The sequence below is a fragment of the Rhodococcus sp. T9N genome (assembly GCF_024436645.1).
GTDB classification, from domain to species: Bacteria; Actinomycetota; Actinomycetes; order Mycobacteriales; family Mycobacteriaceae; genus Rhodococcus_F; species Rhodococcus_F qingshengii.
The window spans coordinates 25,153-46,663 of sequence record NZ_JAMSKS010000014.1; the positions used below are offsets into that span (position 1 = coordinate 25,153).

Consider the following 21,511-nt stretch of genomic DNA (forward strand, 5'->3'; position numbering starts at 1 on the left):
GTGCGATGACGCTGACCAGCGAGGCAGCACGACGAGTGCCGTCGCGTCCACATCCCGTCGGCGAGCGCGGGTACGTCCCGTTTCTGTTGGCCACGGCGGTTGTGCTTGTCGCGGTCTCCACCGTCGCGGTGTGGTCGGGTGCCGCGTCGGTGTCCTTTGCCGACGTGTTCGCGGTGTTGTACGCGCACGCCGGTGGTCCGCCGGTCGACCCGCTGCTCGATCGGATCGTGTGGGGATTGCGGGTACCGCGCATTCTGGTTGCGGCATTGGCGGGCGCCGGATTGTCGTTGGCCGGCGCCGTGCTGCAAGCGTTGGTGCGCAACCCGATTGCCGATCCGTACATTCTGGGCGTGGGTTCCGGAGCATCCTTCGGTGCAGTACTGATCATGACGACCGGCATCGGCACCGGCCTGTCGATCGGTGTTCCGGTGGCAGCCTTCCTGGGGGCCATGGTCTCCCTGATCGCGGTTCTCGTACTGGGTCGGCGAGAGGGAATGCTCGTCCCGCTGCGCATGGTCCTGGCCGGAGTTGCCATCGGCTATCTGCTCTCGGCTGCAACAAGTTTTGTGCAGTTGCGCGCCGATCCGAGTCAGCTTTCGGGAGTGCTCTTCTGGTTGCTGGGCTCGGTGAGCGGGGCCAGTTGGTCGGATCTCGGTGTGCCCGCCGCGGTGATCACCGTCTGTGCGGCAATTCTGTTGACACAATCGCGCCAACTCAACGCGTTGGCCATGGGAGACGAGAGCGCGCAATCGGTCGGCGTGGACGTGCGCCGTACCAGGTTGCTACTACTGGTGATCGCGTCGTTGCTGACCGCGGTTGTTGTATCCGTCGCCGGGGGAATCGGTTTCGTGGGGCTGCTCGTGCCGCACGCCGTACGACTTCTGGTCGGTTCCGATCACGGCAAGCTGCTCCCCGCGACCGCGTTGGTTGGTGCCACCTTCCTGGTGATCGTCGATCTTGCGGCTCGGATGTTGGATGCGCCCAACGAATTACCACTCGGGATCATCACCGCCGGATTGGGTGCACCGTTCTTCCTCTGGTTGCTTCGACGGGACGGCGGTGCGCAGTCATGAGATTGTCGGCCAGCGGAATTCACGTCGTTCGGGGCGGACGCCTCGTGGTTTCGGGTGTAGACCTCGAAGCGCCCGAGGGAAGCGTGGTCGGACTCGTCGGACCGAACGGCAGTGGAAAGTCCTCCCTCCTGCGCGCGTTGTATCGCTCGATGAAGCCGCGAAGCGGAATCGTGAAGGTGGACGAGGTGAATGTTTGGGACGATCTCTCGCCTCGATCGGCAGCACGCATCATCGGTGTTGTGGGGCAGGAGCATTCATCCGATTTCTCGTTCAGCGTCCGCGAGGTGGTTGCAACGGGTCGAACGCCGCATCACAGCGCGTTCTCTCGACTCGGCGAGATCGACCGAGACATCGTCAGCGCCGCACTGATGCGAACCGGCATGCAGGGCTTTGGATCACGTCTCTTCGCCGAACTGTCCGGCGGAGAAAAGCAGCGTGTGATGTTGGCCCGGGCGATCGCTCAACAACCGTCGGTGCTGGTCCTGGACGAGCCCACCAACCACCTCGACATCCGTGCTCAACTCGAATTGATGGAATTGGTCGCCGAACTCGGTACCACGACGATTGTCGCGATCCATGAACTCGCCTTGGCCGCAGCGTATTGCGAATACGTCTGTCTGCTCTCCGGCGGGGTAGTTGTCGCGACAGGACCAACGGCCGAGGTCCTCACCGAGGACCTGCTGTCCGAAGTATTCGGGGTTCAGGTGCATCTCGGCACTCATCCGTTGACCGGGCGCCCCCTGCTCTCGTTCGCCCCTCCGCTCCTACACACGAAAGAAGCAGTGTCTTGAAATCCTCGATACGTACTGCCGCGCTGTTGTGCTCGGCCGTTACCGCCACCGCAGTACTGACCGCATGCGGAAACTCCACGGCGGATTCGGCGGCGTCGTCGTCCGAGAAGATCACCGTCACCAATTGTGATCGCGAGGTCACGGTGCCCAAGACGGCGGAGCGGATTGTCTCGCTGTATCCGTCGATGACGGAACTTCTCATTCAGCTCGGCGCCGCCGACCGCATTGTCGGACAATCGAATACCGACCTCTCTCCTCCCAGCCCCGAACTCGCTGATCAGTTCGCGGCCGTGCCGGTACTGAGCACCGGAGTTCCCGCGAAAGAAGCATTGCTCGACGCCCGTCCGGATCTGATCGTCTCCGACGGGGAATACTGGTTCGACGGTGACCGATTGCAGACCATGGACGAATTGCGTGACCTCGGCATCCCGATCTTCGTGAACAGCGGCTACTGCCACAAGGCCGTCACCGAGGGGCGGATCGACGACGTCTGGTCCGACCTCGACGGTCTCGGCGCCTTGACCGGAACAAGTGAGGCGGCAGCAACCCTCCTGGCCGACGGCAAGAAGTCCCTCGCAGCAACCGAGGCATCTGTCGCCGGGCAGGAGCCGGTTCCCACTGTGATGGTTCAGGTTTCGGAGGGACAGTCCTATGCTCTGGCCAGGGGCCTCTACAGCAGTGTGCTCGAGGCCGCCGGGGGAAGCAATCTTTTCGAGAACGACCTTCCCGACGGAAAGTACTTCGGCCAGGTAGCCACGGAATCGGTGCTCGCGAAGTCGCCGAAGGCTGTCCTCGTCGTCTACTCCACCGAGTCGGCTCGGGAATCCACCCTGGATGCTGCGCGGACGGCATTTGCCGGAACCCCCGCCGCGGCGTCGAATGCGATCTTTGCCGTTCCGGAGGCGTGGTTCGCCGGCGAGTTGGTCTCGATCGACGGGGCCGGCGAGGTGTCTCGCCTGCTGCACCCGGGTTCGTGACCGCACTCGAGCGAATCGAGGCCGTCGTATCGCTGCATGCAGTGTTGGACCGGACGGTGAGTCCGTCGGAGCTACCGTTCGACGAGCACGCACTGCCGCCGGTGACGTGTGAATCCGTGGAACTGCCGGCCGCGACGCCACTGCCGGCCTGCGGGTTCGCGGACGTCTTGCAGGCACGACGGAGCCGCTACGACCCCGCACAGACGGCACTCCGAGCAGGCGAGCTGTCAAACGTGTTGCACCACAGCCTTGTCAGCAGCCCGACGGCGGGCGGGATGCGCGAACTGACGCTGTCGTTTGTTCTCAGCCGACCCGGAGACGAGCTCGGAGTCGGGGTATACCGATATGCCCGAGGCCGTGCCGAAGCTGTCCGGCCAGGCGACGTGCGAGAGCACCTTCGAGCGAGCCTTCTCCAACCCGAGTTCGTCGACGTGTTCCCGGTTCTTCTGTTTGTGGTCGCCGACGTCGAAGCTCCGCTCGAGAAGTACGCGATGCGGCACTACCGCACGATGCACGTGGATGCCGGTGTGCTGGTTCAGAATCTGTACCTCGTGACCGAGGCGATGGGACTTGCGGGCTGCGCCATCGCAGGATTCACGGATGCGCGAGTGGCATCTCTGTTGAATCTCGCGACGACGCAGCTTCCCGTCATGGCTTTTGCACTCGGGAGGCGCAGCTAGGTCAGGCGAGAATACGTGCCTTCTGGGTCTCGAACTCGGCCTCGGTCAATACTCCCGCATTCTTGAGTTCGCCCAGCTTGGTGAGCTGTTCGAGCTTCAAGTCCATCGATGCTGCCGGAGCTGCCTGCGGTGGCAGGGGTGGTAGATCGGGAATCGGCGGCACCGGCTGGGCCTGCGCTGCGCGAGCCTGATCTTCGGCGGCCCAACGGGTCCGCTGACGGCGCTGAACATTGCCGTGAATGGAGCTTGCGACGGCTACCCGGCCGGCTCGCCTCAAGAAACTCATGCGTCCTTCTCCGTATTGCCTGGTGCGGTGTTGTCGAGTGCGGTGGCAAGTTCGTCCAAGCTCAGGTGACCTTCGGTGACAATCTTTGCGCCGCTGCGTGTCCACGCGTCGATCACCGGCAGTATGGCCAGTTCCTCGTAAACGAGCACGGCGGCAACACTACCGGTGGCCAACTCGTCACCAACGGCGGCGATGTCGCCGGCGTCGAGCAGTCCGGAGGCTGCGCCGTCGAACTGCGCCAGATCGAAATCTGCGAGTTCGAAGGTCGATGCCGGTACGACGGCCACTGATCCATCGGCGGCTTTGGTGACGAACTCGAGGTCGAGGATGCGGATCACGCCGGAGTCGACGAGAGTGAGCAGCTGCTCGAATCCTGCGGAGGTCGGTGCACCGCCGGGAAACTCGACGGCAACGTATTCGATCGGACCGAATTGGTCTTGGTTGGACATCGGTTACTTCTTGCCCTTCGTGGGTTGCGGTTCTTCCAGAGCAGGTACTTCGTCGGGCATGCGGCCGGCCGGAATGATGGCGAGCAGGGAGAGTCCGGCGAGGACGAGTAGCGAGGTTCGCAGGGCGCGCAAGCGCGCTTCGGTGTTGATCCGGATGGCTTCGTCGATCTGTGCCTGTGTCGCGGAGGTGTTTTCGAGCGTCACGACGAGTTGATCGTTGGGGACGAAGTTGACCTGGTCGAGATTGATCCCTGACTCGACCTTGAGCGATGCCGGGATGGTGGGGTTGTCGATCAGCTGCGAGCTGACGAGGGTACCCAGGATTCCGACGGCGAACACGCTGGCCACCGCGATGCCGACGCTGCCGGACATGTTGTGTACCAGTCCTCGCCAGGCGCCGACGTCGCCGGCCAGTTCCTTGGGGGCTGCGGTGAGGAGGGTGTTGAACACCAGCGCAACGATGGCGCCCTGCCCGAGGCCGAGGGTGATCAGTCCGATGACGACAAAGATCTGATGCCAGTCGCCACGAATGGTGAAGGCCAACAGGATGAGTCCAGCGGCAACGACGACGAACCCGGCTCGTGCGATCAGACGCGGGGAGTACGTCTTGTACAGACGCGCGACGACGGTGCTCGCGATGAAGATCGAAAGTGTGTACGGGATGATCGAGAACGACGTCTGCAAGCTGCTGCGGCCCTGGATGATCTGCATGTACAGCGGAATGAGGAAGTTGGCCGCGGTTCCCACGAACATCATCGTCGCCATGCAAATCGTGGTGGCGCGCTCGGCGCCGGTCTTGAGGACGTCGAGGTTGAAGAGCTGAGGCTTGTTCTGCGCCTTGCGGCTTCGCGTCCACTGGAAGAATCCCTGCGCGCAGATGGTGCCGAGGACGATCAGGATGGCCGCGGGTGAAACACCGATGACCGAGAACGGCGCAGCGTCGGTGGCCAGGATGACGCCCCACGAGTTCAGGCCGCTGAAACCGAAGCTGAGCAGGATGACGGCAACGGCAGCAATGGCGGCGCCGGCCCAGTCGATGGTGATGTCCTTCTGCGGGGGAACAGGTTTGACCCGGAAGCTCAGGATCAGGTTGACCACCGCGAGAGCCACGACGAGGGCGAACGAGTATCGCCACCCGATCGTCGTCGCGAAGGAACCGGCGATGAGCAGCGCAAGCACACCGGCCGCCGGGATTGCTGCTGCCAGGTAACCGATGGCCTTTGCCTGCTGATCGCCACTGAAGTTCGTGGCGATGAAGACCGTCAATGCGGGAGCGATGAGGGCGATCACGGCGCCGGATGCAGCTTGGGCCACGAACAGCATTGCCGGGCTCTGACTCAGGGCGACCGCGGCCATTGCGAGGCCGTGAATCGCGACGGCAATCTGGAAGACCAGACGCGTTCCGTAACGGGCGCCGATCTTGGCCCCCAACAGAATGAAGGCAGCCATGGCGAAGGTGCCCGCGGTGATCGCGGTGCCGACACTTGTTGCGGGCGTGTCGAGATCGGTGGTGATGCCGGCCATCGAGACGGTCAGGGCGTTGACGGCGAACGACGCCTGAATCTGGGTGAGGACCACCACGATGAGTGGTAGCCAGGAGGCGGTGCTCACGGCGGCCGTTGTGGCGGCCGCGCCAGGCTTTACGGACATGATGGGTCACGCCTTCCTCGACACTGCGTGTACTCGCGACGTGCCCGGATCAGCCACGCACGGCTACATTAGCCGGAATTGTGCTGAATGGTCGCCTGCAAGTGGTTGGTTTCTTCGCGGTAGACCACCATCTCCCGGTGCAAGGCGCGACGGAAGCGCGGTTGCTCGGCCAGGAGTACGGCCAGCACGGTCAGCAACAGCCACGTCGCGGCCGCGCTCGCGAGGAGCAGCAGGACCGGAATCCACGGACCGCCCATCTGCTCGAGCAGCGTCGTCTTTGCCCAGACGCGCCAGTAGAGCATCAGATTGACGATCAGTCCGACACCGTACGAGATGACGAAGGACAGCAGGAACTGCTTCCACGTGCCGTCGTGGCGCCGCGCCGTCATCGGTTCTGCCCGCAGCGGCAAGCTCACCGACATCACGTTCGCGACCCCCAACCAGAGCAGGATCATGGTCAGCACCTGGCCGCACGCCTTCACCAGGTCAGCACTGCTTCCGGAGCGCCACGCGAGGACGGCGCTGAGCAGGAACCCGGCGCTGCCGACGAGGAGCAGCATCACCGCGTTTTTCGCGACGAGCACGTGCCAGAGCCTCGTTCCACCGGACAACGCAGCGCGCACGCGGCCGGCGTCGAAGCTGAGCGCATTGGTGCACACGACGCTTCCGACCACACCCGAGAGTGCATACAGCGCAAGGTAAGGCAGTCGATCTTCCTTGGTGTCCCACTGGAAGAGGCGAATGAATGCCAGGTACGCCAAGCCCATTCCGAGGCTCAGCCCCAGCCGAAAAGCGATCGACCGAGGCTTACCACTCACCACGTGCCGTGCTTCCTCACGGATCCGGGAGCCGAGATCCTGCACGTGGCGGACGACGGGGTTGCCAGAGTTCAGCGGGACGACGTAACCGCGGATCGCGGCGGCGACGGTATCGGTGTCACCGGCATCGAGCGCGGCGACGCGTGCTTCGAGAACCGCAAGGTGGGCGGCGCGCAAGGCTATCCGTGCGGTGGTCACCGCGGCGACGGCGTCGGCCTCGGCCTGCGCGGCGGTGCCGATGCCGGCGTCAGCGGGCAGTGGCGGCTGCAACGTCGTGATCAGTTCGAGTTGGCGCGCCATGTGCGGCGACGGTGACAACCCGCTGTACGACGGTCGGCTCAGCGCTGATCGTTCGTCGTCGAGCGAATCACGGACGGCCGCGGCAGCCTTGCGGACGGCTGCCGGGTTGTGCCAGCGTACCGACCGGGCGTCACGCTCGGCGGCGACGGCCCGGGAGGCAACCTCGGTCAGATCCTCGACCGCTGTCAATGTCTGCTCCACTCGGTTTAGGTTGGTTTCATGACCACCAACTCGGAAAAGGAAGATCTCCAGCGGTACCTGCAGGCAGCACGTGATGCGCTCGTCTGGAAGCTCGACGGGCTGTCGGAGTATGACATTCGGCGCCCGATGACCCGGACAGGGACCAACTTGTTGGGTCTGGTCAAACACATGATCGGCGTCGAGCTCGGGTATTTCGGTCCGACGTTCGGCCGTCGGGTTCCCGATCTCCCCGCGTGGTTGCGTTCGGAGGAACTCAACGTCGACATGTGGGCCCGCGCCGACGAGTCCACTGCCGACATCGTCGAAACCTATCGCCGCACCTGGGCTTTCGCCGACGCCACGATCGAGGAGCACGATCTGGACGCCCCCGGCTTCGTGAAGCACTGGCCGGAGGATCGTCGCGACGTCACACTGCATCGGATACTCGTTCACGTTGTCACCGAGATCCATCGGCACGCCGGCCACGCGGACATCGTGCGGGAGCTGATTGACGGCGCCGCTGGGATGAAGGCGGGCGACAACAATCTGGCTCCCGGCGATGAGGCGTGGTGGGCCGAGTACAACGACCGTCTGGAGACGGCGGCACGCGAGGCCCACCGCGCCTGAACTACTCGAATACCGCTGCTGCGCCGATCACCACGACAACGATCACGAAGTTGATCAGTAGCAGTGGCCAGACGAAGCGCAGGAACTTGTCGTAGCCGACCTTCGCCATGGCCAACCCGCCGACAACGACGACGTTGGTCGGGGCAACCATCAGCATCAGGCCGTGGCCCATCTGGAAGGCGGTGATGACGAGTGCGCGGCTGACTCCGGCGAAGTCGCCCAGCGGCGCGAGCAGCGGCATCGCCAGGGTGGCGTGACCGGAACTGGACGGGATCAGGAACGCCAGCGGGATGTTGACGAGCATCACCAGGATCGCGAAGACCCCCGCCGAAGCGCCGCTGACCAATTGCTCCATCGCGTTGAGGATGGTGTCGAGGGTTTCGGTGTTGGTCATGATCACCGAGACGCCGCGAGCGAGCAGGATGACGATCGCCGGTCCGACCATGTCGCCGGCTCCACGCGTGATCAGGGAGACGATCTTCTTCTCACCCATCTTCGCGACTATGCCGACGAGAACGGCGGCGAGGATGAACAACATCGCCAATTGCGGGAACCACCAGTTCAACTCGAACCAGTAGGGCTCGGTTGCCGTGACGTGGTACGCGTCGTACTCGGCCGGACCGGTGGCGGCGCCGAAGATGCTCGACCACGGGATGACGGAGAAGATCATCAGTCCGAAGGTGAGTCCGGTGATGAGCAGTACCAGCTTCTGAGTTCCGGTGAGCTTGCCGTCGATGTCCACCGGCTCGGCCGGCTCTTCGTCTTCGTCGTCCGCGATGTCGAAACCGACAAGCGACTGGGACGGATCCTTCTTCACCTTTGCGGCGTAGCGGAGAACGAATACCACTGCCACAGCGGTCAATACGATCCACAGGATCACGCGCAGCACGATGCCGTCACCGATGGAGACGCCTGCCTCACCGGAGGCGACGCCGATCGAGAACGGATTGACGGTCGACGCCATGTTTCCGACCAGAGCACCGAGGATGATCATGGTGGCCGCGACCATGCGGTCGTAGCCCAGTGCCGTCATCAGCGGGATGAGCAGGGCGTAGAAGCCGAACGTCTCGACCGAGAAGCCCATTGTCGAACCGAGCAGCGAGAACAGCACCATGATGACGGTGATGAGCAACCAGCCCTTGTCGCTGAGCTTGGTAGCCAGCTGGGAGACAGCGGTTTCCAGGCTGCGGGTGGCAAAGCTGACCGAGATGAACGCACCGAGCGCCATGATGAAGAGGACTACGCCGACGGAACCGAAGAGCCGTCCGATGTTGTCGGTGTCGACGAACCCGGTGATCGAATCCTGGACGCCGTAGAGGCCGTTGACGGGGGAGAGGATCAGTTGCTGGATTCGTTCCCAGAACGACAGCGGAGACGTGACGGTTTCGAAGCTGCCGGGAACGGGTGAGCCGTCCACGTCGACGCCGAAGCGTCCGGCCGGAATGAACAGTGCCGCAATCCATACCAGGACGGTGACGATCGCGAGCATCGTGACCGCGCCGGGGAACTCGAACTTCTTCTTGGCCGGAGTAGGTGCGGACCCCGTGTCGGTTTCGGTGCTCATTTCTTCCCCTCGAAGGTGTCGGCGTACTCCTGGAAGAACAGTGCTTTGGCGACGACGGCCTTCTCGAGCTCGTCGAGCAGGACGCGTTCGTTGGGGCCGTGGATGTTCGCGTAACCGTCAGTGGCGCCGAACAACAGCTTCTCGGCGGTGGGCACTGCTGTATCCAAGGCCATCACGAGGGGGATCGAGCCGCCGCCTGCCATCAGCCCGGCCGGCTCACCCCACGACTGCGATAGTGCAGACAATGCCGCGTCGAAGGCCGGTCCACCTTCGGCTGCCGCAAACCCGTCGCCGGTTTCTCCCGCGGTGACAGTCAGTTGCAAACCGAAGGGGCGCAGGGCTTCCAGGTGCCGGACCAGAGCAGCCTGCGCCTCGGTGGCAGGTTGGCGCGGGTGTACGCGCAGATTGATCACGGCGCGGGCAGTGCTTGCGACGGCGTTGACCGCACCGTCCACAGGGGGAGCGTCGATGCCCGTCACGGTGATGGCCGGGCCCGACCAGATGCGTTCGCCGATGCCGCCGGTTCCGAGCAGCGGAAGCCCGTCACGGATCTCGGCGAGGGTGCGGAACTCGTCCTCGGTGTATGAACTGCCGGTCCACGGTTCGCGCAGGAGGCCGTCGACCGCCACGTCACCGTTGTCGTCGTGCAGCGACGCCAGTGCGCGGATGAGCGCGAGGCGGGCGTCCGGTGCGGCGCCGCCGTAGAGGCCGTTGTGCTTGTCGGCTCCGAGAGTGGTGAGTTCGACGATCACCTGGGCCGATCCGCGCAGTGCGACGGTCAGGGTCGGTGATCCGGGCCGAACGCTCCCGACGTCGGCGATGACCATTGCGTCGGCCGCAAACAATTCGGGGGCTTCCGGCGGATAGTTGTCGAAGGGGCTGCCGAATTCTTCCTGGCCTTCGATGACGAGCTTGACCGTCACCGGCGGCTTTCCGTCGAAGACGCGAAGCGCGCCGATCATGCCGATGACGTTTGCCTTCGAATCTGCCGTACCGCGGCCGTAAATCGCGCCGTCACGCTTGCTCGGTTCGAAAGGCGGTGAATCCCAGAGTTCGACGTCGTCGGCGGGAACGACGTCGTAATGCGAATACATCAATACGGTCGGGGCTCCCTCTGGACCGGGAACTGTTGCAATGATGACCGGCGCAGTTTTACCTGTTATTTCGAGTTTCTCTATCTTCGTGACTCCGGACTTCTCCAATAGAGAAACGATCAGGTCGTGAGCCTCGAACAGGGGCTCGCTGGGGAAACCTTCTGTTGCTATCGACGGAATACGAACAAGTTCGACGAGTTCCGACTCCAGTGCCGGCATCAAAGCTGCAACTGTTTCCTTGATTGTGGAATAGGAGGGCGAGGCGGATTCTTCCGGCACGGAATTGACTCCTTCTGGGAAACGCGAAAAACATTAGAGGCAGAGTCTTACACCCGATATGCGGGGTGTGAAAGGGTGACCCGAACAAAAAGCCGAAGTGGGGCGCCGGGCTCGCGATTCTTGACATTGACGTCAACGTCAACACACACTGTGACGGTGACCACCAGTGAAACGCAGGAGCGAGCGCGGACAGCCCGCAAACTCGGCGACGGTCCACGCCGTGCCGGACTGCTCGACACCGCTGCCCTCTGCTTCGGCGAACTCGGATACGACGCCGTGACGGTCGAGACGATCACGACCAGGGCTGATGTGTCCCGGGCGACCTTCTACGCGTACTTCTCGTCGAAGGACGAGGTCTTCCGCGCCGTCGCCGAAATGATGTGCCGACGCTTCCTCGACGCTCAGCACATGGAGGGCCCGGCGGCCGAGGATCTACGCGAAGTTCTCCGAACGACCACGTCGGCGTTCATCACGGCCGTGTACACCTACGGTGACCTGCTCGCGGTGATCGAGCATCGGGCGCGGGTGGATTCCGAGGTCGAGCGCAGTTGGTCGGCGGTTCGCGAAAAGCTCGTGAGCCGCTACGTCCGCTTTGTCGAACGGATTCGACAGGTTCACGACGTAGATCCCTGTGTTTCGCCCCCGGTGCTCGTTCAGATGATCTCGGACGCACAGATGGCCGGTGGAGCACGACTGAGTAAGGCGAGTGTCGAAGAGCAGAACCAGTTCATTGCAGATATGACGACGATGTCCGAGCGGTTGATCGGGTTCGAAGAGTCGAAATAGATTTCTTTTACGAATGGAGTGATCGGTGGCAGAACAAGACGTGCTCGAAGCGGCTCTGGCGGAGATCTCTGCGCTGCAACAAGCGCATTGGCCCGCCGGCATTCCCCGCGCCGTCGAGTATCCGCTCGAAGGTGGGGGACTTGTCGATTACTTGCGGCATTGGGCGATCGAGCGGCCGGATACTCCTGCCATCGTCTTCTACGGCCGGGTCATCACGTATTCCGAATACGACGAGCTTTCGGATCGTTTTGCCGGATGGCTGCTGTCACTCGGAGTCGAACGCGGCGATCGCGTCGGCGTTCACCTGGTCAATTGCCCTCAGTTCCATATCGCGATGCTCGGCATTCTCAAGGTCGGTGCGGTTCACGTGCCGATCAATCCACTCTTCCGTGAACATGAATTGATTCACGAACTCAACGATGCCGGCGTCAAGGTCCTACTGACGCAGAACACCTTCTCGAAGTTGGTGAAGAAGGTTCGCTCACAGACTCCACTCGAACACGTCGCGAAGACTGCAGTGTCGGACATGCTGACGGCGATCCCGACCGTCGAACTGCCCTTCGAGGTCGACGATCCGCGCCTGAGCGACTGGCAGTCGATCATCACCAGTGAGCGGGCGACTCCTGTCGCCACCGAACTCGATTCCCTCGCCGCCCTGAACTACACGGGCGGAACGACGGGAATGCCCAAGGGCTGTGAGCACACTCAGCGCCACATGGTTTACACCGCGGCCACCGCGACGCTTGCGGGCGGTGACCAGGTGGGTGCCAATCCGCCGGTGTCCCTGGTGTTTCTGCCGATCTTCTGGATCGCAGGTGAGGACTTCGGCATCCTGGTTCCGCTCGTCAACGGCGGAACCGTGGTCCTGCTGAATCGTTGGGATGCGGAGACCACGCTCGACGCTGTCGAGGCGTACGGCGTGACCTCGCTGGTCGGAACTGTCGACAATTACGTCGAACTGATGGACACGCCAGGATTCGCGGAGCGAAATCTCTCGACACTCCAGAACGTCATGGCAGTTTCGTTCGTTCTCAAACTCGATCCGGCCACGCGCCAGCGGTGGCGCGAGGCTACAGGCGGCGTTCTGCGCGAAGCGAGCTACGGCATGACCGAAACCCACACCGCGGACACGATCACCCTCGGCTTCCAGGACGGCGACTACGACCTGAAAAGCGAGCCGGTGTTCTGCGGAATTCCGGTGCCCGGCACCGACGTTCTGATCGTCGATCACGACGGCAGGCCGGTTCCCGTCGGCGAGCACGGGCAGATCATCGTGCGCAGCCCGTCCATCCTTTCCGCGTACTACCGCAACGAGGCGGCCACCGCCGACGCCATCCGTGACGGCTGGCTGCAGACCGGTGACGTCGGAAAGTTCAGTGAGCGTGGCGGTTTGCACTATTTGGCGCGGAACAAGGAAATGATCAAGACCAACGGCATGAGTGTCTTTCCCTCCGAGGTGGAAGCGCTGCTCATGCTGCACCCAGCGATCGAAAAGGCTGCGGTGGTGCCGAAACCGGACCCGGACAAGGGGCAGGTGGCTTTTGCGTTTGTCCAACTGGTCGAGGGTTCCGACACTGTGGCCGACGAGATCGTCTCGTGGGCGAAGGAGAACATGGCCACGTACAAGGTGCCCGAAGTGGAAGTGCTCGAGGCGCTTCCGATGACAGCGACAGGAAAGGTGCGCAAGGGCGATCTGTTCGAGCGCACTCAGGGGGACAAGTGAGACTGCTGATTGCGAACCGCGGCGAAATCGCGCTGCGGATCATTCGAACTGCCCGTGAACTCGGGATCGAGACGGTGTCGGTGTACGCCGAGGACGACGCGTCCAGTCCGCACGTCGCGGCGGCCACGGAGTCGGTGCCGCTCGGAGCGTCGGGCGCATCCGCGTATCTCGATCAGGGGGCTTTGCTGAAGATCGCGGCCGAAACAGGCGCCACGCACGTGCACCCGGGTTACGGGTTCCTCAGTGAGAACGCCGAATTCGCGCAGGCGTGTACCGAGGCGGGCATCGTCTTCGTCGGCCCGGACGCCCAGGTTCTCCGGACTTTCGGCGACAAGGCCAGTGCCCGCACCGCGGCTGTCGACTCAGGAGTGCCGGTCCTGCCGTCGACATCGGCGAACGCCGACCTCGACGAGGTGCGTGAATTCTTCGAGCGCAATTCCCGCGGGATCATGATCAAGGCGCTCAGCGGCGGCGGTGGCCGCGGCATGCGCGCGGTGCGTGACCCGAAAGCACTCGACGACGCGTACCGTGTGTGTGCGGCCGAAGCCCAGTCGGGATTCGGCAGTTCGGCACTGTTCGCCGAGGTACTCAGTGAGCACGCTCGGCACATCGAAGTGCAGATCGTGGCGGCACCGGGGCAAGGTGGAACCCACGCGCTCGCTCTGGGTGACCGCGATTGCAGCGTCCAACGTCGCCATCAGAAGTTGATCGAGGTTGCGCCCGCGCAGGGGCTGTCGGGGGCCCTGCGCGATCGTCTTCACGCTGCGGCGGCGAGGCTGTGCGCCGAGGTCGGCTACCGCGGCATCGCGACGGTCGAGTTCCTCGTCGAGGAACGCGGCTTCGTCTTCCTCGAGGTCAATCCCCGAATTCAGGTGGAGCACACGGTGACCGAGGAGGTCACCGGAGTCGACCTCGTCTCCGTGCAGCTCGCGATCGCGGACGGAGTTCCGTTCGAGAACTTGGACTTGCCAACAGGGATCATCGCTGTCGAGAAGGGCTCGGAGACAGTCGGATCCGTGGCAAACGCTTCGGGAATCGCGATCCAGACCCGCGTCAACATGGAAACCATGACGCCGGACGGCAATGCGTTGCCCTCGTCGGGCACGCTCGACAACTTCACTCCTCCGGGCGGGCCCGGCGTGCGAGTGGACACCTTCGGTACGGTCGGACTCTCGCCGAGTGCGCGTTACGATTCGCTCTTGGCAAAGGTGATCACCCACACGCGTCGATCGGATTTCCCTGCCGCGGTGCGCAAGTCGATTGCCGCGTTGAGTGAGTTCGCCATCGACGGCGTAGCGACCAACATCGAGTTCCTGCAGGCAATACTGTCGGACAAGGACTTCCGCGACGGCCTGGTCGACGTCGACTGGTTGGGTTCTCGATTGGCGGACCTCGTCCCCGACGTTGGCCCACAAACGCCCTCCTCGTCTGTGGACGTGGCACCGGACGAGGATGTGGTCCGTGCACAGATGGCGGGCATCGTCGTCGAACTCGCGGCAGTCGGTGACGGCATCCATGCGGGTGGCCAGGTTGCCGTCCTCGAGGCGATGAAGATGCAGCATGTTCTCTCGGCGCCCGGTGATCTCGAAGTGGTCCGGGTCCTGTCGTCACCGGGCAGGTCGGTGGGCGCGGGCGAACCGTTGCTCGTCGTCCGTAGTGCAAGCGCAGGATCGAAGCTCGCCGAGGTCGACGAGGTGGACCTCGACGACGTCCGTCCCGACCTCGCCGAAATCATCGCTCGCCACGAGGTGACCCTGGACCCGGCCCGGCCCGCAGCCGTGGCGAAGCGTCACAAGCTGGGACGCCGGACTGCTCGCGAGAACGTCTACGACCTGGTCGACGACGACAGCCTGGTCGAGTACGGCGCTCTCGCGCTGGCGGCGCAGCGCAGTCGACGCAGCGAGGAAGACCTGATCGCCAACACGCCTGCCGACGGGTTGATCGGCGGAGTGGCGACCATCAGCGGCGGCGAGAGCGTCGTGATCTCGTACGACTACTCGGTGCTCGCCGGTACCCAGGGCATGCGCAATCACGCCAAGACCGACCGCCTGCTCGAGATCGCCGATCGCAAGCGAGTTCCGGTGGTGCTGTTCGCGGAAGGTGGCGGCGGTCGCCCCGGTGACACCGACGCCGGCGCCGGGGCGGGCCTCGAGCTGGGAACCTTCCGCGCCATGGCGGCGCTGAGCGGGCGGGTGCCCATGGTCGCCGTCGTGTCCGGGCGCTGTTTCGCGGGCAACGCGGCCCTGGCCGGCGCGTGCGACGTCCTGATCGCGACACCGGACGCCAACATCGGGATGGGTGGTCCTGCCATGGTCGAGGGCGGCGGGCTCGGAAACTTTCGCCCCGAGGACATCGGCCCCATCGACGTGCAGCGCCGCAACGGCGTCGTACACCTGGTCGCTGACGACGACGCTCATGCGGTGGCGCTGGCCAAGCAGTACCTCGGCTACTTCCAGGGTGCGAGCGGAGAGTGGACCGCTCCGGATCCGCGGCTCTCGCGGCATGTGGTGCCGGAGAATCGCCTGCGCTCGTACGACGTTCGTGGAGCGATCGACGCAATCGCGGACGTCGACAGCGTCCTGGAACTGCGTCGAGACTACGGACGCGGTGTAGTAACCGCACTCGTTCGTGTCGAAGGAGTTCCGTACGGTGTGCTGGCGAACAGCAGCGAGCATCTCGGCGGCGCGATCGACGCGGAAGCCTCGGACAAGGCTTCGGATTTCCTGGAACTGCTCGAAGCGCACCGCATCCCTCTGGTGACGCTGTGCGACACACCGGGATTCATGGTGGGCCCGGATTCGGAGGAGGAGGCGACGGTTCGAAGGTTCGGCAGGTTCTTCGTTGCCGGTGCTCGCCTCACCGTGCCGTTCGGAACGATCATCCTGCGCAAGGGTTACGGGTTGGGCGCCATGGCAATGGCCGGTGGTTCCTTCCACGCCCCCGAGTTCACGGTCGCGTGGCCGACGGGCGAGATCGGGCCGATGGGTCTGGAAGGTGCTGTGCGTCTCGGTTTCCGCAAGGAACTCGAGTCCGTCGAAGATCCGGTGGCTCGGGAAACGCTGTTCGGTCAGTTCGTGGAACTGGCCTACGCACAGGGCAAGGCGCTGATGGCGGCGACCACGTTCGAACTGGACGACGTCATCGACCCGGCCGATACCCGTGGATGGATCAGACAACTCGGCAGAAACAGTTGAGATCCTGCTGATTCGAGCTGTTGCCGCACGTGGGCGGGGCAACTAGCCTTGCCCACGTGTCGGCTGCGCGAGATAACGTCCTGATCATTCATTGGCACGACCTGGGGCGACACCTCGCGAGTTACGGTGTCGCCGGGGTCAACAGCCCCCATCTCGACCGACTGGCGGCAGAAGGCATCCGGTTCACCGACGCACACGCGACGGCGCCGCTGTGCTCGCCTTCGCGCGGATCGCTCTTCTCGGGTAGGTATCCGCACAACAACGGTCTGATCGGGTTGGCGCACCACGGCTGGGAGTACCACGCGGAGGTGCAGACGCTCCCGCAGATCCTCTCCGACAACGGTTGGTACACCTCGCTGTTCGGCATGCAGCACGAGACTGCGTATCCGAAGCGACTGGGCTATCACGAGTACGACGTCACCAACTCGTTCTGCGACTACGTGGTTCCGCGTGCCCAGAACTGGCTACGACGCTTCCCGCCCGAGCCGTTCCTGCTCACCACGGGATTCTTCGAAACGCATCGCCCGTACCCCGCCGATCGCTATACCCCGGCGGACACCGCAGCCCTGGAGGTCCCCGGATACCTTCCGGACGTGCCACAGGTGCGCGAGGATCTGGCCGAATTCCACGGCAGCGTAGAGGTGGCCGACGCCGCGGTGGGGGAACTGCTCGCGACCCTCGAGGAAGAGGGGCTCGACGAGAACACCTGGGTCTTCTTCCTCACTGATCACGGCGCGGCGTTCCCGCGTGCCAAGTCGACGCTCTACGCCCCGGGTACCGGTATTGCCTTGATCGCTCGGCCTCCCGCGCGGTATCGCAGTGGCGGAAAGGAATACGAGACACTGTTCAGTGGTGTGGATCTTGTTCCGACCATTCTCGATCTGCTCGGAATCGACGTCCCCACCGAGGTGGAAGGGCGCTCGCACGCCGATGCCCTCGTCGACCGCGGAACCGAGCCGTCCGAACCCGTTCGTACTTCCCTGTTCACGGAGAAGACCTTTCACGACAGCTTCGATCCCATTCGTGCGGTGCGCACCAAGGACTACAGCTACATCGAGAACTACGCCGTCCGCCCGGCTCTGGATCTACCGCTCGACATCGAGGACAGTCTTTCCGGAAAAGCGCTCGGCACCGAGCATCTTGCGGTACGCGCACCCCGGGAGCTGTACGACCTCCGTGCCGACCCGGACGAGAAGATCAATCTGATCGATCGACCGGAAGTCTCGGCAATACAGGCGGAATTGTCCTCGCAGCTTCACACGTGGCGCGCCGAAACGGATGATCGTCTCCCGGACGAGGCATTGGGAAGCGCGATGGCGGTGCACCGCATGGCGGCGTACCTCGAGAAGATCGGTGTCCGACCCAACGTGCGGTCCGCCTACAGTGCGGACCGCGGTTACCTCGAGTCGGACACCGAAAACCCTTAGGTTCGAGCGGTCTCGCGCTCCTCCAACAATGCGATGACCCGCTCGACCAGCTCGTTGATGTCAGCGCCGGTTGTGTCGAATGCCAGGTCCGGCTCCTCGGGCGTCTCGTAAGGCGCGTCGATTCCGGTGAGCCCCTTCAGTTCACCCGCCCGCGCACGAGCGTACAGGCCCTTGGGATCTCGACGTTCGCATTCTTCGACGGGAGTGGTGACGGCAACTTCGAGGAAAGTGAGTCCGGCAGCTTCGTTGAGAGCGCGCGCAATTGCTCGATCCGAACGCAGCGGCGAAACCATCGACGCGATCGCCACGACGCCGGCGTCGGCGAACAGTCGAGTGAGATGCCCGACGCGTCGGATGTTCTCGGCTCGGTCTCCCGGCGAGAACCCGAGATCGTCGGAGATACCGTGGCGGACGTTGTCACCGTCCAGTAGATACGCGGTGCGTCCCGCGTCGACGAGCACACGTTCGACAGCGACTGCGACGGTGGATTTTCCGGATGCAGGTAGGCCGGTCAACCAGATCGTCGCGCCCCTCTGGGTGGTAGACGCCCATCGCCGTTGACGTTCGAGTGAGGACGGATGCCACTTGATGTCGTTGCGGGTCTGCTCGCCGGGAACGACGACGCGTGGTTCGAGAATGGTGCCGGCGCCGACGGTGTCGTTGCTCTGCTCGTCGATCAGGATGAAGGCGCCGGAGTCCCGATTGTGGTCGTAGGTGTCGGCGACCACCACGGAACTGGTTCGGAGCGTGACCGTTCCGATATCGTTGAGTCCCAATTCGACTGGGCTGTCCTGCTCGTCGAGCGTTTCAGGATCGAGACGGGTGTGCAGTTCTTGGACGGTCGCTCGCACGGTCCGGGACGTGTGTTTGAGCGCTATCCGATCGCCCGCGCGCAACGGTGTGTTGGACAACCAGCAGATGGTGGCTTCGAGTTCTCGGGCCAGAACCGGCAAATGAGCCTGCGCACCGCCACTGACCAGAACGTCGCCACGTCCGACGTCGATGTCGTCGGCCAGTTCCACCGAAACCGACAGTGGTGCAACGGCAGTACTGCGGTTGTCGTCGAGAGTGTCCAGACTGATCACGGTGCTCTTCGATCCGGACGGCAGGACCACTACCTCGTCTCCGACGCTCAGTGTGCCTGCCGAGATCCGGCCGGTGTACCGGCGACGATTCTGCGGATCGGGGCGCGAAACCCATTGCACGGGAAGCCGAAGCTCCTCGATGTGCGTCGCGGGCGCATGGAGTTCGACGCCTTCGAGGTACTCGAGGAGCGTCGGCCCCTCGTACCACGCGGTGTTCTCGGACCGCGTCACGACATTGTCGCCGGCTTTCGCGGAGACCGGTATGGCGAGTACGTTCTCGCGTCCGACTTGCCGTGCCAAGGCCCGCAATTCTTCCTGCACCTGAGCGAATCTCGCTTCGTCGAAGTCCACCAGATCGATCTTGTTCACCACGGCTACAAGGTTCGGAACACCGAGCAGTGCGGCGATTCTGGCGTGCCGACGCGTCTGACGCAACACGCCGGTCCTCGCGTCGACCAGCAGGACCGCTACGTGAGCGTTGGATGCTCCGGTGAACATGTTGCGCGTGTAGCGTTCGTGCCCCGGGGTGTCGGCGAGTACGTAACTTCTTGTCGGGGTGGAGAAGAATCGGTACGCGACGTCGATCGTGATGCCCTGTTCACGCTCGGCACGTAGTCCGTCGGAGAGTGCAGCCAGGTCGGCGACACCGTGCTCGTCGGTCACGGAATCGAGGTGATCGGTTGGCAGACTGTCGGTGTCATGCAACAGTCGTCCGATCAGCGTGCTCTTGCCGTCGTCGACGCTACCCGCCGTTGCCAGCCGCAGGAGTTGGCGAGTGATGGTGGTCGTCATCAGAAGTAGCCCTCACGCTTTCGGTCTTCCATCGCGGCGACCGACGTTCGGTCGTCTGCGCGAGTCTCGCCTCGTTCGGAAACCGTCGCGGCCGAGATTTCGGTGACGACGTCGTCGATAGTGGTGGCGTGCGATCGAACGGCGCCGGTGATGGTCAGATCGCCGACGGTTCGATATCGCACCCACTCGGTCGTTGCCGCGGCGTTCTCGGCGTCGGTGCTGAATTCGGAAGCAGCGAGGAGCATTCCGTCGCGCTCGAATGCCCTCCGCTGGTGCGCGAAATAGATGGACGGCAGTTCCAGTTCCTCCTGGGCTATGTAGCGCCAGATGTCGAGCTCGGTCCAGTTGCTCAGCGGAAAGACACGAACGGACTCGCCGCGTCTGATCCGACCGTTGTAGAGCGACCACGGTTCGGCCCGTTGCGCTCGCGGGTCCCACTGGCCGAACTCGTCACGGAAGCTGAGGACTCTTTCCTTGGCGCGCGCACGTTCCTCGTCCCGGCGGGCGCCGCCGAACGCGGCGTCGAACCTTCCAGCTTCGAGAGCGTCGAGCAGGGTTCTGGTCTGCAGGCGGTTTCGCGATCCGCTGGTCTCGGTCGACTCCTGCACTCTGCCCTGGTCGATCGAATCCTGAACGGAAGCAACCAGAAGTGTGTGCCCGCCCTCCTTGATTCGACGGTCGCGAAATTCGATGACCTCCTCGAAATTGTGACCGGTGTCGACGTGCAGGACCGGGAAAGGGAGTGGGGAGGGCCGGAACGCCTTCTCGGCCAGACGAAGCAGGACTATCGAGTCCTTGCCGGCCGAGAAGAGCAGTACCGGTCTCTCGAGTTCTGCCACCACCTCTCGAATGATGTGAACCGCTTCGGATTCGAGAACTCGGAGTTCGTCGACGACATCGGTGACGGTGCTCATGTGACGGGATATCCGTTCTGTTCGGCGTCGATGCGATAACGCTGCACCCATTCGCGGGATCGTCCGTCGCTCTGACGACGCAGCGGCGGTGGCGGGGCCAGTTGTCCGTCGAGGCCGAGGGAGATGAGGGTTTTTGCGACCACGGACTGCGGGTCTTCGGTGAGATCGCGGAACCCGACTTCGATGGGAGAGATGTCCTCTTCCTCGAACCAGCGCTTCCATTGGCGTTCCTGCTCACCGAGAATCGTCACCAGGTGCGCGATTCCGACTGCGTTGTACTGCGCACCGTCCGAGAGATTCGGTGGAGTCGCGTCGTCGCGCCAAACCTGTGTCTGCACGGCGCGCCACATCGACACAGCTTGAGCGACGACATCTTCTCGATAGACGTGGATGAACTGCAGGTCGTGATCGAGGGTGTCGTGGAGTGCGGAACGTAGGTCCGTCCCACTGCGCCAGGGCAATCCGGCCGCGCGATCGAGTAGGAGCGGCGTCTGGTTCCACATCAGCTTGCCACCCCAGACTCCGTTGGGGGTTCGGCCGAGTTCGAGAAGTTGTGTGCGCCACTGTTCGGAGGTGCGAGTGTCCGGCGTGCCCGGGTGGAACGGGGCGAGCAGACCCAGGACGGACTCGTCCGTGACGTCTTCGAACCACTGCCTCGGTTGCGGCGATCGCGAGGTCTCGGGGAGGTACTGGAAGAACTCTTCCGGCTCACCCGCGACCCCGGTTGCTCGCAGGGATTCGACCAGCAAAGTACTGCCGCTGCGCTGCGAAGCGCAGACGAGAAACGAGCGTTGGGCCTCCGTCATGCGAGCAACGCTAAGG

The 21,511-nt window shown here is 63.7% G+C and carries 18 protein-coding genes; 9 read left to right on the plus strand and 9 right to left on the minus strand.

What is annotated here, in order from left to right:
• Positions 1-5: 5 nt before the first annotated feature.
• The 4 genes from M1L53_RS21595 to M1L53_RS21610 are packed head-to-tail and all read left to right on the plus strand — an operon-like array spanning position 6 to position 3,521.
• Positions 6-1,073 (plus strand): iron ABC transporter permease, encoded by a 1,068-nt coding sequence (locus M1L53_RS21595; protein WP_054188696.1) that lies wholly within the window; start codon positions 6-8, stop codon positions 1,071-1,073.
• Entirely contained in the window at positions 1,070-1,864 is a 795-nt protein-coding gene (locus tag M1L53_RS21600) for an ABC transporter ATP-binding protein (protein WP_054188695.1), read from the plus strand. The genes M1L53_RS21595 and M1L53_RS21600 overlap by 4 nt, the downstream gene beginning before the upstream one ends.
• The gene (locus M1L53_RS21605; protein WP_054188694.1) at positions 1,861-2,841 is read left to right on the plus strand and encodes an ABC transporter substrate-binding protein; all 981 of its coding nucleotides are present in this window, start codon (positions 1,861-1,863) and stop codon (positions 2,839-2,841) included. Before M1L53_RS21600 ends, M1L53_RS21605 begins: the two co-directional genes overlap by 4 nt.
• Positions 2,838-3,521: a SagB family peptide dehydrogenase gene (locus tag M1L53_RS21610; protein WP_007735907.1), complete on the plus strand. Its 684-nt coding sequence runs from the start codon at positions 2,838-2,840 to the stop codon at positions 3,519-3,521. The genes M1L53_RS21605 and M1L53_RS21610 overlap by 4 nt, the downstream gene beginning before the upstream one ends.
• Before the next feature lies 1 nt (position 3,522).
• Here the strand turns inward: M1L53_RS21610 and M1L53_RS21615 are convergent, their stop codons facing one another.
• From M1L53_RS21615 to M1L53_RS21630, 4 genes are all read right to left on the minus strand, one after another.
• Complete coding sequence (locus M1L53_RS21615) at positions 3,523-3,807, minus strand: SHOCT domain-containing protein (RefSeq protein ID WP_007735909.1); 285 nt, start codon at positions 3,805-3,807, stop codon at positions 3,523-3,525.
• Complete coding sequence (locus M1L53_RS21620; protein WP_007735911.1) at positions 3,804-4,256, minus strand: DUF6325 family protein; 453 nt, start codon at positions 4,254-4,256, stop codon at positions 3,804-3,806. Before M1L53_RS21620 ends, M1L53_RS21615 begins: the two co-directional genes overlap by 4 nt.
• Positions 4,257-4,259: 3 nt before the next feature.
• Entirely contained in the window at positions 4,260-5,906 is a 1,647-nt protein-coding gene (locus tag M1L53_RS21625) for an MFS transporter (protein WP_054188693.1), read from the minus strand.
• A 68-nt stretch (positions 5,907-5,974) separates the two neighbouring features.
• Positions 5,975-7,225: a hypothetical protein gene (locus M1L53_RS21630; RefSeq protein ID WP_054188692.1), complete on the minus strand. Its 1,251-nt coding sequence runs from the start codon at positions 7,223-7,225 to the stop codon at positions 5,975-5,977.
• 18 nt (positions 7,226-7,243) lie between these two features.
• Between M1L53_RS21630 and M1L53_RS21635 the strand changes: the two genes are divergently transcribed.
• Positions 7,244-7,831, plus strand: coding sequence for a DinB family protein (locus tag M1L53_RS21635; protein WP_054188691.1), 588 nt, complete (start codon positions 7,244-7,246; stop codon positions 7,829-7,831).
• A 1-nt stretch (position 7,832) separates the two neighbouring features.
• On the opposite strand, the gene M1L53_RS21640 is transcribed toward M1L53_RS21635, so the two are convergent.
• Positions 7,833-9,395 carry a YfcC family protein gene (locus tag M1L53_RS21640; protein ID WP_054188690.1) on the minus strand — a complete coding sequence of 521 codons (1,563 nt, stop codon included), beginning with the start codon at positions 9,393-9,395 and terminating at the stop codon, positions 7,833-7,835.
• Positions 9,392-10,768: a M20/M25/M40 family metallo-hydrolase gene (locus M1L53_RS21645; RefSeq protein WP_081305482.1), complete on the minus strand. Its 1,377-nt coding sequence runs from the start codon at positions 10,766-10,768 to the stop codon at positions 9,392-9,394. Before M1L53_RS21645 ends, M1L53_RS21640 begins: the two co-directional genes overlap by 4 nt.
• A gap of 150 nt (positions 10,769-10,918) precedes the next feature.
• Between M1L53_RS21645 and M1L53_RS21650 the strand changes: the two genes are divergently transcribed.
• The 4 genes from M1L53_RS21650 to M1L53_RS21665 are packed head-to-tail and all read left to right on the plus strand — an operon-like array spanning position 10,919 to position 17,898.
• On the plus strand, positions 10,919-11,554 hold the full coding sequence (locus M1L53_RS21650) for a TetR/AcrR family transcriptional regulator (RefSeq protein ID WP_019746323.1): 636 nt from the start codon (positions 10,919-10,921) through the stop codon (positions 11,552-11,554).
• Positions 11,555-11,579: 25 nt separating this feature from the next.
• Complete coding sequence (locus tag M1L53_RS21655; protein ID WP_054188689.1) at positions 11,580-13,277, plus strand: AMP-binding protein; 1,698 nt, start codon at positions 11,580-11,582, stop codon at positions 13,275-13,277.
• Positions 13,274-16,471 (plus strand): carboxyl transferase domain-containing protein, encoded by a 3,198-nt coding sequence (locus M1L53_RS21660; RefSeq protein ID WP_054188688.1) that lies wholly within the window; start codon positions 13,274-13,276, stop codon positions 16,469-16,471. The genes M1L53_RS21655 and M1L53_RS21660 overlap by 4 nt, the downstream gene beginning before the upstream one ends.
• Before the next feature lie 56 nt (positions 16,472-16,527).
• Complete coding sequence (locus M1L53_RS21665) at positions 16,528-17,898, plus strand: sulfatase (protein WP_003944134.1); 1,371 nt, start codon at positions 16,528-16,530, stop codon at positions 17,896-17,898.
• Here the strand turns inward: M1L53_RS21665 and cysC are convergent.
• The 3 genes from cysC to M1L53_RS21680 are packed head-to-tail and all read right to left on the minus strand — an operon-like array spanning position 17,895 to position 21,495.
• Complete coding sequence (gene cysC / locus M1L53_RS21670) at positions 17,895-19,775, minus strand: adenylyl-sulfate kinase (protein ID WP_054188687.1); 1,881 nt, start codon at positions 19,773-19,775, stop codon at positions 17,895-17,897. The two genes, M1L53_RS21665 and cysC, sit on opposite strands and share 4 nt — an antisense overlap.
• Positions 19,775-20,689: a sulfate adenylyltransferase subunit CysD gene (cysD, locus tag M1L53_RS21675; protein WP_054188686.1), complete on the minus strand. Its 915-nt coding sequence runs from the start codon at positions 20,687-20,689 to the stop codon at positions 19,775-19,777. Before cysD ends, cysC begins: the two co-directional genes overlap by 1 nt.
• Positions 20,686-21,495: a trehalose 2-sulfotransferase gene (locus M1L53_RS21680; RefSeq protein WP_007735934.1), complete on the minus strand. Its 810-nt coding sequence runs from the start codon at positions 21,493-21,495 to the stop codon at positions 20,686-20,688. The genes cysD and M1L53_RS21680 overlap by 4 nt, the downstream gene beginning before the upstream one ends.
• Positions 21,496-21,511 lie beyond the last annotated feature (16 nt).

Coding starts and splice junctions, on each gene's coding strand:
- M1L53_RS21595 (WP_054188696.1), top strand. CDS start 6: ATGACGCTGACCAGCGAGGCAGCACGACGAGTGCCGTCGCGTCCACAT.
- M1L53_RS21635 (WP_054188691.1), top strand. CDS start 7,244: ATGACCACCAACTCGGAAAAGGAAGATCTCCAGCGGTACCTGCAGGCA.
- cysC (WP_054188687.1), bottom strand. CDS start 19,775: ATGACGACCACCATCACTCGCCAACTCCTGCGGCTGGCAACGGCGGGT.
- M1L53_RS21640 (WP_054188690.1), bottom strand. CDS start 9,395: ATGAGCACCGAAACCGACACGGGGTCCGCACCTACTCCGGCCAAGAAG.
- M1L53_RS21625 (WP_054188693.1), bottom strand. CDS start 5,906: ATGTCCGTAAAGCCTGGCGCGGCCGCCACAACGGCCGCCGTGAGCACC.
- cysD (WP_054188686.1), bottom strand. CDS start 20,689: ATGAGCACCGTCACCGATGTCGTCGACGAACTCCGAGTTCTCGAATCC.
- M1L53_RS21620 (WP_007735911.1), bottom strand. CDS start 4,256: ATGTCCAACCAAGACCAATTCGGTCCGATCGAATACGTTGCCGTCGAG.
- M1L53_RS21680 (WP_007735934.1), bottom strand. CDS start 21,495: ATGACGGAGGCCCAACGCTCGTTTCTCGTCTGCGCTTCGCAGCGCAGC.
- M1L53_RS21600 (WP_054188695.1), top strand. CDS start 1,070: ATGAGATTGTCGGCCAGCGGAATTCACGTCGTTCGGGGCGGACGCCTC.
- M1L53_RS21615 (WP_007735909.1), bottom strand. CDS start 3,807: ATGAGTTTCTTGAGGCGAGCCGGCCGGGTAGCCGTCGCAAGCTCCATT.